Source organism: Candidatus Viridilinea mediisalina (assembly GCF_002532535.1).
GTDB classification, from domain to species: domain Bacteria; phylum Chloroflexota; class Chloroflexia; order Chloroflexales; family Chloroflexaceae; genus Viridilinea; species Viridilinea mediisalina.
Genome location: NZ_NQWI01000002.1, coordinates 104,497 through 114,198 on the forward strand (window position 1 = coordinate 104,497; position 9,702 = coordinate 114,198).

Consider the following 9,702-nt stretch of genomic DNA (forward strand, 5'->3'; position numbering starts at 1 on the left):
ATAGGTAGTGCCGACGTTAGTCGGCTGAGGTCGCCAACAACCCCCGGATGCCGACTAACGTCGGCACTACGAACGTGAGAGATTAGGTAGTGCCGACGTTAGTCGGCTGAGGTCGCCAACAACCCCCGGATGCCAACTAACGTCGGCACTACGAACGTGAGAGATTAGGTAGTGCCGACGTTAGTCGGCTGAGGTCGCCGACAACCCCCGGATGCCGACTAACGTCGGCACTACGAACGTGAGGGAGGCGGTGCCCGGTTGGTGAGCCTGTCGAACCAGAGTCTGCCGAAGGATCTAGGGGGTGAGGGCCAGCGAGGGCATCCCAAAGCCCTCTCTGTGGCTCCTTATAGGGAGAAGCTATGCAGCACCTTGAGATTGCCCGCCTGCTCGAAACCCACCGCGCCGCGATTGTTGAAGCGACGGTGGGCCATGCCATGCACGACCCTTTTTGGGTGCAACGCTTTGGCGATGAAATTCAGGTACGCCTCAATCTTGATATGGATCGTAATCTTTCAATTTTGATCCAGAGTATTCGCTATCGTTCGCCAATGATTTTTGAGGATCATACGCGCTGGCGCCGCGACCAAATCCTTGGCTTTGGCTGTTCTGGGGGCCACTTGCGTACCTTGTACATGTATATGTGGCATGAAATTACCCAGAAGGTGCCTGAGTATTGGCAACCTGAAATCATGGGCTATATCCAAGAGGCTCTTGATGCGTTGGCCTATCCCAATCCCTCCTCCCAAGCCATTGCGGAAGCCCAGAATCAGTTGGTTGAAACGGTGGCCGCTGCAACGTTTGATCAGCATTGGCACTGGGTGGCAGCCTATGGCGCCGAGGGGCGCGCCAATTTCCTCTATGACCTCTGGTACTTTGTGGCCTATATGGTTGATACACTAGGCACCAGTAAGCCTGAACTGATGGCTGAATATCTGCCTGTGCTGCGCCAGAGTATGCTTGCCCGTGGCCTCAGTACGGCCCATCTCCAACAGGTCATCTGGCTCTTTGTTCAGGCTATGGAGCAGCATCTGCCCCCCGGCCCGGCTGAGAGTGGGCGCAATCTGCTCTTTCGTGCGAGTTCGAGCCTCAACTATGAGGACGAAACCTGTGGCATGCTGCTCCAGGCCCAACAAGGGATTATGCATGCGGTTGCTGAACGACTAATTGCCGAAGGGCTCGCACCCAATAGCCCCGAAACGATGATGGAGGTCAGTTGGTATATGGCCTACACGATTGATAGCCTGGCCACGCGCAATACGGAGCCATTAGCGGGCTATACCCGCTGGATGCAGCAGTGGTTCGCTAGTCAGGGCCTGCCCGATCGACCGCTGCATCGTAGCTACGATATATTGATCGAAACCATTGGCCAAGCACTGCCCCAGTATGCTGCGCGTGATGTGCTTGGCCTGCTTCAGATGATGCAGCGCATGCTTACCGCTGAGGTCTCGGTTTAGTTTAGCTAGGAGGAACCATTCATGCCCAGCGATCCAGCCTCCACCTTTTCATTGCCCCCGTTGCTTGGTATCCCGCCCACCGATGGGGCGCTCTTGAGCCATGAGCAGGTGCGCCAGGTGGCTGACCATATTCGTACCTGCCGACCCAATGATCAGCAGAGTTTGCTTTTGCTCGGTGGTTTGCTCAGTGATCTCGATGGGGGCGCAATTATTCCAGGGACGGGTGCAAGTGATCCCTTTTTGGTGCTTGCGGGTGAACAGGCTGCTATTGCGTTGTTGACCCATGCGGAAGGGGATGCTTTCCGTTGTCTCATGCTGAGTGATCCTGATCAAGTGGATCTCGCGGCGATGACGCTGATCCAACTGAGCAATGAGGCGCTTGAGTTGCCCGAACGGGCCGCCGTTGAACCGCAGCAGACCTTTATTGCGCTGCTGGTTGCAGCGCTGCTGGCCGATCCGGCCTTGAACCAGGCGGCATTGCCCGCCATGCTGCCGAGCGAACACGCATGGTTTAGCTTGGGCCAAGCATTCAACGCCTACCCCGATCTGCCGAGCCTTTTTCATGCGCCTGAAGTGCTTCAGGTGCTGCGTTCCCACACGATCGAGCGGGCCCTCCTTGGCCAGCTTGAGGGCGATAAGGCCCACATCCGCTGTTTGGCCAGCATCGGCGCTGAAGCACCTGCGACCTTGCCGCTGCCTGAAGATATTATCAAAAATCTGCGGGCGAGTGGTCGCCCTAGTATCGTTGCCGACAATAAGCTCGCGGAAGAGGTACGGAGTTGGACGGCGGGCAAGACGTTGACGGTTGTGCCGCTGTTGCAGCAACGCACCTGTTGGGGTCTGCTGCTGCTTACTAGCCCCCGCCCGATCAGCAGTGCAGCCCGCGCCCAACTGAATGGTATGGGTGTCCTCATTTCGGCGGCCCAGCAACAGCAAAAACGACGTGCTGTTGCCCCCGCGCCTCGGCCCCCCGCTGCTGCCCCGGCCCCCGCCGCTGCCCCGGCGCGTCAAAGCAGCAGTGGCTTCATCCGGGATGTTGCAGCCCTCTTCGATAACCTGGATGGGGCCGCAGTGCTGGTGGATGCCCAAGGGCGCTTGATGCGTGCCACCGCAGCCGCTTCGCGCATCCTCAACCTTGGACCTAGTGAGCAACAGGAAACCATCATGGAGAGTGGTGCCGCTTGTTTGGCCCCGCTCTTCAGTGAGGCATTGATGAATGAAGGGAGTGTGCAGGGCAATGTTACCCTGCCCGATGGCACCAGCACCAGTGTGAGTGTGAATGGCCTCGGTGATGCCCTCTGGGTTTTTATTCTGCATACTCCAACCTCGGCGGCAGCGAGTGCGCACCCTGCCCCTTCAGGTGAGGCGAGCGAAAATTTTCTCTATAACTTCTCAGGCATTATTCAAACGCCCCTGCGCGAGCTGCACCGGCTGATTACCACCAAGCCTGCGCCCGATGGCCTCAATGAGCAGTATGCCCGCATTATGGGCCAGATTGCCCGCCTCAACAGTGAAATGGCCCTATTGGTGAGCGATCTGCTGGCACTTGGCCAAGTCCGGCTCAATGCCCAAGCCGGCCACCTGCCGATTCGCCTCGACCTCTTGATTGAAGCGGTCGTTGGGGCACGCTACGCCGAATTTGGCCGCCGTGGTCAGAATGTGAGCATTGACCCCATGCCCGGGCTGCCCCGCGTCATTGGTTCCGAGAGTGCCCTCATTCGTGTGCTTGATGCCCTGATTGACAATGCCAGTAAGTATAGCCCCCGTGGTGCCCGCATTCGCGTCAGTGCCCGCCATGAAGCGGGCCAAATCTTGGTGACGATTGAAGATACCGGCTATGGCCTCAGTGCTGAGGAGATCAAGTACGTCTGCGAACCCTTCTACCGGGGGGCCAGCGCCCAACGCGCCGCAGTGTCGGGGCGTGGCCTTGGCCTCACTCTTGCTAAAGCGGTGGTAGAAGAACACGGCGGCGAAATTTGGATCGCCAGCCATCCCGATAATGGCAGCATCTTCTCCCTGCGTATCCCCTCTAGTACTGCCCCCCTCCAATCCGCAGCAGATGAGAATTGGGAGCCCAAACCGGATCCGCTGACCGAGTTGCATAAACTGCTTGCGCAGAAGTAGTTGAACGTTGCACAAATGTTCATGTACTGAAGGTGGTTTGCTCTATGGGCTACCTAGCCTACACACAACATGACCGGGAATCATACCTTTCTGCTATGTATGATCGCCCATTTTGATATTACAATGTTAAGGAGAGCGCTTTTTGGCGCTTTCCGTAGCAGGCTCATCGTTAACAGGAGCGTCCTGATGTACCGTTCACAACCCGTGCTTTCAGCTTCACAGTTGACAGCCATTCACGGCTTGCTAGGGCAATTGAGTCAACAGGCCCATATGCGTTGCGCCTTCCTCTGCGATCTCAGTGGCCAAGAGTTGGCAAGTTGGACCGAGCAGGCCGAACTTGATCTGGTCAGCTTGGCGGCATTGGCCGCAGGCGACCTGATGGCCACCATGGAGATCGCTCGCTTGCTTGGTGGCAAGCGCGCTTGTAACATGATTATCCAAGAACACGACGAGATGACAATCTTGGTCTCGCGGGTGGGTGAGGGGCTGGTTCTGCTCATTGCTACCGCTGTAGATGTGCCGATTGGCTGGTCACGGCTCGCCGTGAAGCGCACCGGCGAACGCATCCTCGAGGTGGTTGGTACTGCGGCAATGACGCCCCCGCCTTTGGTTATGAGTGACGACTTTGTAGCATCCTTCAACGCTCAAATCGACAACATTTGGTAGGAGGCCAAGCATGTTTATCAACTGGTCACAAGGTGAGATCAATCTCAAGATTGTCTACTATGGCGCTGGGATGAGTGGCAAGACCACCAACTTGCAGTTCATCTATGCCCGTACCCCTCAGAAGTTGCGTAGCCAACTTATCTCGCTCAAGACCCACCAGGATCGCACGCTGCTCTTCGACTTCCTCCAGCTTGAAGTCGGTCAGGTGGCTAATCTGAAGCCCAAATTCAAACTCTACACTGTCCCTGGACAGGTGTATTACGATACAAGTCGTCGCCTTATTCTGCAAGGCGCTGATGGGGTTGTCTTTGTGGTCGATTCCCAAGCAGATCGCATGGACGACAATGCGGAGCTTTGGCGTTCGATGGAACGTCACCTCGTGGAGCTTGGCTATGATCTGAAGACCTTCCCGATTGTGGTGCAGATCAACAAGCGTGATGTGCCCAACACCCTTTCGATTCCCGAAATCCGGCGGCGTCTGCCGATCAAAGGCTACCCCACCTTCGAGGCGGTCGCCATTAAGGGCTATGGGGTCTTCGATACGCTCAAGGCGAGTATGAGCGGCGTTATTGCTGCTGCTCACCAGGCGGTCTAGGCGCAATACCTTGCACATAAGCTCGCGCAAAGCCGCAAAGGTTTGGCACTCATATGCCAAAAGCGTTGCGCCTATTTTCCTATTTCCTATTTCCTATTTCCTATTTCCTATTTCCTATTTCCTATTTCTGTATCCTTCCCTAAGGAGTACACCATGTTTCTTCAAGGGAGCTTCAACACCATCAGTGTCGCAGCACTCATCCAGACCCTCTGCCACGAGCGTCGTTCGGTTCAGATCGAGGCGTGGCGCACCGATGCCAATGCCCACATCTGCCTGAGCGAAGGCATGATTATTGCCGCGAAGTGTGAAGGGATTGAAGGGCCGGATGCGATCTACAAGCTCATGAGTTGGTCGAATGGCCTCTTCCGGGTCGGCCAGTTGCCCGAACACTTTGCGCCCACGATGGCCGCCGAGCCGGAGGGGCTGCTGCTCGAAGCAGCACGCCAGCGCGATGAGTTGATGGCATAGGACGATGCCCAGCCTCTGCACCGGATCTAGGGTATCTTCGTCATTGTACGATAGAGCATCTTAACCATACAGCAAGATTATTTTTGTATAATTACTGCGTGCCGTCAATTGTTCTTAGGGCAACTTTAAGCCAGAACAACTATGGCGCAGCAATAGAATTCCTTCACTGTCGTCGGTTTTCAATCCCAGCTAGGCCATGGTGTGCCTTGAGATTGTATTAGGGTGTGCTTGTCTGGCCCCATCCTAACATTGTGATAAGGGCCAGACGTGCGCTTCATTAAGACCGCCACAGGAGGGCTACTGTGAATGCAACTCTAGCATGTGTACCATCAGCACCCAACCGTTCCCATTCGCTTTCCCTTACGCCTGACACGTTTGCGAGCATTGCCCATATGCTTGCTGAGACGCTCAATCTGGAACCGCCGCTTTATCGTGCTTGGGCTATGCCCGCCGAGCGGGCGCGCATGCCCTTGGGGAGCTACCTACTTGGTTATGGCTATATCCGTCCCAACCAACTGGTAAAAGTGATTACACAGCAGCAGCAGGCTGTTAGCGAGGGACGGGTGCTTATGCTTGGTGATCTTATGGTTAACCAAGCGATGATTAGTACCCGTGTGTTGGCAACCATGCTGGCGGTGCAATTGATGGATCGCATCGTGGATCCAAGCCCCTTCCAGCCGATGCGCTTGGGTGAGCACTTGGTTGTACGGCATATGCTCAAGCCACGCCATCTAGCCGGTGTGCTTCAGTTGCAGTCTTGGCTGCGTACTCAGAACCACGCGGTACCCTTGGGCATCCTCTTGGTACAGCAGAACCTTGTCTCCCAGAGTCACATTGAGCTCATTGTTGCTGAAGCGCAGGCCTGCCAGCCCATGGTGCAGCCCAAACAGCCCTATGCGCTCCCCACTCAGTCCTACGCTAACTCTACGTTCATGTAGGGTGTGTTGTGGTATGACGGCTACGCCGCCATACCAACACACCCAGCGGTGTGTCTGCTCCCCTGTTCCTCCACTACACCCAGAGGTTTGTCTGTTCTACCGTTCTTCTGTTCTTCTGTTCCTCTGTTCCTCTGTTCCTCTGTTCCTCTGTTCCTCTGTTCCTCTGTTCTTCCACGCCAATGCTCGTTCGATAATCTCGCGGGCATTGGCTTTACTATGCTCACTGGGGGTGCCGTCGAGCATGGCGGCCAACTCACTGATGCGTTGGTTCTCGTCGAGGCGCTTGATGCTGGTGCGTGTCCGTTCAGCCTCCACGAGTTTACTGATGTGGTAGTGGGCATCGGCGAAGGCGGCCACTTGGGGCAGGTGGGTGATGCAGATGACCTGGTGGCTGGTGGTGATAGTCCAGAGTTTTTGACCAACCACTTGGCCCGCGCGCCCGCCTACGCCCACGTCAATCTCGTCAAAGATCAGTGTGGCGACTTCATCTACGCGGGCGAGGATCGATTTGAGCGCCAAGAGCAGCCGGGCGCTCTCGCCGCCCGACGCGACCTTCGCAAGGGGCTTGAGCGGTTCGCCTGGGTTGGGCGCGATCATGAATTCCACCTGATCAATGCCGTGCTTATCGCATGCTAGACGTGCGCCGTCCGCATTGAGCACCGGCGGCCCCAGTGGGTCTGGACTCTGGTTCATGCGTACATGGAAGCGCACATTGGGCATCGCCAGATCGCCCATTGCATCTTCTATCTGCCGCGCCAATTGATCGCCAATCTCGCGGCGGCGCTGCGAGAGTTCACCCGCAAGCGTGCCCAAAACCTCAAGCACGGTAGCTTCTTGGCGTTCCAGGTCGGCAATATGGACGGCGCTATTACTCAGGCGCTCGATCTCGTGCTCGGCATTGGCGGCACGTTCCAGCAGTTGCTGGAGGTTACCGCCATACTTGCGTTGCAATTCGCGCAGCACAGTCAGGCGATCTTCAATCGTATCAATGCGCCCCTCTTCCACATCAAGGGCTAGCCGGTAGTCGCGTAGGCTGGTGGCGAGATCATCGAGTTGGTAGTGCAACTCATTGGCTGTGGTGGCCAGGGTCTGGGCTGCTGGATCAAGGCGGGCTAACTCTTCGAGGGCATTTGCAACCGCAGCCATCAACTCGACGACTGGGCGCACGGGGCCACGCCCTTCTTCGCGTCCGCCATAGAGATCGGCGTAGGCATCGGCGGCTAACCCAGTGATGCGCGTGGCATGCTGCACCACCTGGCGCTCGCGGGCCAACTCGGCCTCTTCGTTCGGCTTTGGTTGGGCGGCGCTGACATCTTCGAGTAGAAAGCTCAGTTCCTCAATGCGCTGCTGGCGGCGGGCCTCGTTGCGCCGCAGATCGGCCAATTCATCACGGATGTGACGCAGGCGCACCACCTGTTCGGACACCTTGGCCCGCAGCGGCAGCAGTTCGCCAAAGCGGTCAAGCAGATCGAGATGGGTGCGTACATTAAAGAGCGATTGGCCCTCATGCTGGCCATGAATATCAATCAATTGCCCACCAATCTCGCGCAAAAGGCTGGTATTGACCGCACGCCGATTGATGCGGGCGACGCTACGGCCCGATTCGGCACTGATTTCGCGGGTCAGAATCACCTGGCCATCATCATCTTCGAGCAGATCATACTCGCGCAGCAGCGGAATCAGGGTAGGGCAATCATCGAGGCTAAAGACGCCCTCGATGCGGGCCCGCGGGCAGCCCGTGCGGACAAAGCTCACATCGGCTTTCTCGCCGCGCAAGGTGCCCAGCGCATCAATGATAATAGACTTGCCCGCCCCGGTCTCGCCGGTCAACACATTGAAGCCCTCACCCAACCGGAGGTGAAGGCGGTCAATGATCGCAAAATCACTAATCTGAAGCTCAAGGAGCATAATTGTTTCACCCGACGCAATATATACCAACTACCCTTGAACATACCGCAGCATCAAAAACGCGAAAGCCCATTGGAACGCCATGTTCGGCAATCTACAATCTACAATCTACAATCTACAATTGTACGTTATAACGACTCCAAGAAACGCCCCACGGCTGCAATGGCAGCAGCCACAGCTTCCGGCGCAACCGCCTCGCTGGGCTGATGGCTGAGGCCGCTGCGCGAGGGCACCAAGAGCATGGCGCTGTTGGTGAAGGTGGCAAGGATCGCTGCATCGTGCAGCGTCCCACTTGTGAGTGCTACGGGGGTACACCCGGCAGACTCAATGGCTTGTTGCAGCCGCGCACAGAATGTAGGTGTAAGGGTACATGCGGGGTGGCTCTGAACTTCTTCCCACGTAAGTTGCAGGCCACGCTGTTGTGCTAAGGCCATGGCACGCTCTTGCAGGTCATTCAACGCTTGCAAACGCAGGTCGTCGTCTGGATGGCGCAGATCAAGGCTCAAGCGCACCTGCCCAGGGATGACATTGTGCGCGTTGGGGTGGAGGGCGAGTTGCCCAATCGTAGCCACAAGGCCGGGCGTCGTCTGGGCGATCTTTTCGGCAGCGAGGATCAACTGGGCGGCACCAGCGAGCGCATCGTGGCGCAAATTCATCGGCAGCGCCCCCGCGTGGCCCGCTGTGCCGCGTAGCGTAAGCTGGGCATGGGTCGCGCCTGCAATGGCCGTCACGAGCCCAAGGGGTTGACCCTGCGCCTCAAGCGTTGGCCCGATCTGTACCTCTAGGTAGCCCAGCAGATCTTCCGGGCGGCGGGCATCCTGGGCCAAATGCTCTGGATCGCCACCAAACTCACGGATAGCCGCCTCAAGGCTCACCCCGGTTTCATCTTGGGCATACAAGGCATCTTTGGGCAATTGGCCCGTCAGAGCCAGGCTGCCGGTGCAAGCGGGGGCAAAGCGCAGCCCCTCCGTATTGGCAAAGGCCACCACATCAATCGCCGCAGCCAAGCGCCGTTCTTGCCGATGGAGCGCCTCGACCGCTGCAATGGCCACCAACAGCCCCAAGCTACCATTGTAGCGACCAGCATCACGCACCGTATCAAGGTGTGCGCCGATAATCAGGGTGCGGGCAGCGGAGCGGTTGGCTGGGTAGCTACCAACCAGATTACCAGCCGCATCCTCATAGACCGTCATACCCGCAGCGCGCATCCAACTACTGACCCGGTTATGAGCCGCACGCATAGCGGGCATATAGGCCGGGCGGGTCAACGTGTGGGCATCACAACTCAGGGTGGCCAACTCATCGCAGCGGGCCATAACCGTCGGGGCAAGTTCGTGGTGCATAGGATTTGGTTGCCTTTATGAGGGATGAGGGATGAGGGATGAAGGATGAAGGATGAAGGATGAAGGATGAGGGATGAAGGATGAGGGATGAAGGATGAGGGATGAAGGATGAAGGATGACAGGCTCAACCACCGCGCCGCTGGCTCGGTGGTTGAGCCTGCCGAAACCAGCCTGTCGAAGCCAAGCGGCGCGGCCCAGAGCTTTTT

The 9,702-nt window shown here is 57.3% G+C and carries 8 protein-coding genes; 6 read left to right on the forward strand and 2 right to left on the reverse strand.

What is annotated here, in order from left to right; genetic code table 11:
* Window positions 1-359: 359 nt before the first annotated feature.
* The 6 genes from CJ255_RS01070 (at window position 360) to CJ255_RS01095 (ending at window position 6,245) form a co-directional block, all read left to right on the forward strand.
* Complete coding sequence (locus CJ255_RS01070; protein WP_097642236.1) at window positions 360-1,454, forward strand: hypothetical protein; 1,095 nt, start codon at window positions 360-362, stop codon at window positions 1,452-1,454.
* A 21-nt stretch (window positions 1,455-1,475) separates the two neighbouring features.
* Entirely contained in the window at window positions 1,476-3,578 is a 2,103-nt protein-coding gene (locus tag CJ255_RS01075) for a sensor histidine kinase (RefSeq protein ID WP_097642237.1), read from the forward strand.
* Between the two features lie 186 nt (window positions 3,579-3,764).
* The gene (locus tag CJ255_RS01080) at window positions 3,765-4,244 is read left to right on the forward strand and encodes a roadblock/LC7 domain-containing protein (RefSeq protein ID WP_097642238.1); all 480 of its coding nucleotides are present in this window, start codon (window positions 3,765-3,767) and stop codon (window positions 4,242-4,244) included.
* 10 nt (window positions 4,245-4,254) lie between these two features.
* Window positions 4,255-4,839 (forward strand): GTP-binding protein, encoded by a 585-nt coding sequence (locus tag CJ255_RS01085; RefSeq protein WP_097642239.1) that lies wholly within the window; start codon window positions 4,255-4,257, stop codon window positions 4,837-4,839.
* A 153-nt stretch (window positions 4,840-4,992) separates the two neighbouring features.
* Complete coding sequence (locus tag CJ255_RS01090; RefSeq protein WP_097642240.1) at window positions 4,993-5,307, forward strand: DUF4388 domain-containing protein; 315 nt, start codon at window positions 4,993-4,995, stop codon at window positions 5,305-5,307.
* Between the two features lie 392 nt (window positions 5,308-5,699).
* Entirely contained in the window at window positions 5,700-6,245 is a 546-nt protein-coding gene (locus tag CJ255_RS01095; protein WP_097642241.1) for a hypothetical protein, read from the forward strand.
* Window positions 6,246-6,341: 96 nt separating this feature from the next.
* Here the strand turns inward: CJ255_RS01095 and recN are convergent, their stop codons facing one another.
* A complete protein-coding gene (gene recN / locus CJ255_RS01100) occupies window positions 6,342-8,153 on the reverse strand; it encodes a DNA repair protein RecN (RefSeq protein WP_097642242.1) in 1,812 nt (603 codons plus the stop codon).
* A 128-nt stretch (window positions 8,154-8,281) separates the two neighbouring features.
* On the reverse strand, window positions 8,282-9,496 hold the full coding sequence (locus CJ255_RS01105; RefSeq protein ID WP_245863096.1) for a Zn-dependent hydrolase: 1,215 nt from the start codon (window positions 9,494-9,496) through the stop codon (window positions 8,282-8,284).
* Window positions 9,497-9,702 lie beyond the last annotated feature (206 nt).

Coding starts and splice junctions, on each gene's coding strand:
- CJ255_RS01070 (WP_097642236.1), top strand. CDS start 360: ATGCAGCACCTTGAGATTGCCCGCCTGCTCGAAACCCACCGCGCCGCG.
- CJ255_RS01075 (WP_097642237.1), top strand. CDS start 1,476: ATGCCCAGCGATCCAGCCTCCACCTTTTCATTGCCCCCGTTGCTTGGT.
- CJ255_RS01080 (WP_097642238.1), top strand. CDS start 3,765: ATGTACCGTTCACAACCCGTGCTTTCAGCTTCACAGTTGACAGCCATT.
- CJ255_RS01085 (WP_097642239.1), top strand. CDS start 4,255: ATGTTTATCAACTGGTCACAAGGTGAGATCAATCTCAAGATTGTCTAC.
- CJ255_RS01090 (WP_097642240.1), top strand. CDS start 4,993: ATGTTTCTTCAAGGGAGCTTCAACACCATCAGTGTCGCAGCACTCATC.
- CJ255_RS01095 (WP_097642241.1), top strand. CDS start 5,700: ATGCTTGCTGAGACGCTCAATCTGGAACCGCCGCTTTATCGTGCTTGG.
- recN (WP_097642242.1), bottom strand. CDS start 8,153: ATGCTCCTTGAGCTTCAGATTAGTGATTTTGCGATCATTGACCGCCTT.
- CJ255_RS01105 (WP_245863096.1), bottom strand. CDS start 9,496: ATGCACCACGAACTTGCCCCGACGGTTATGGCCCGCTGCGATGAGTTG.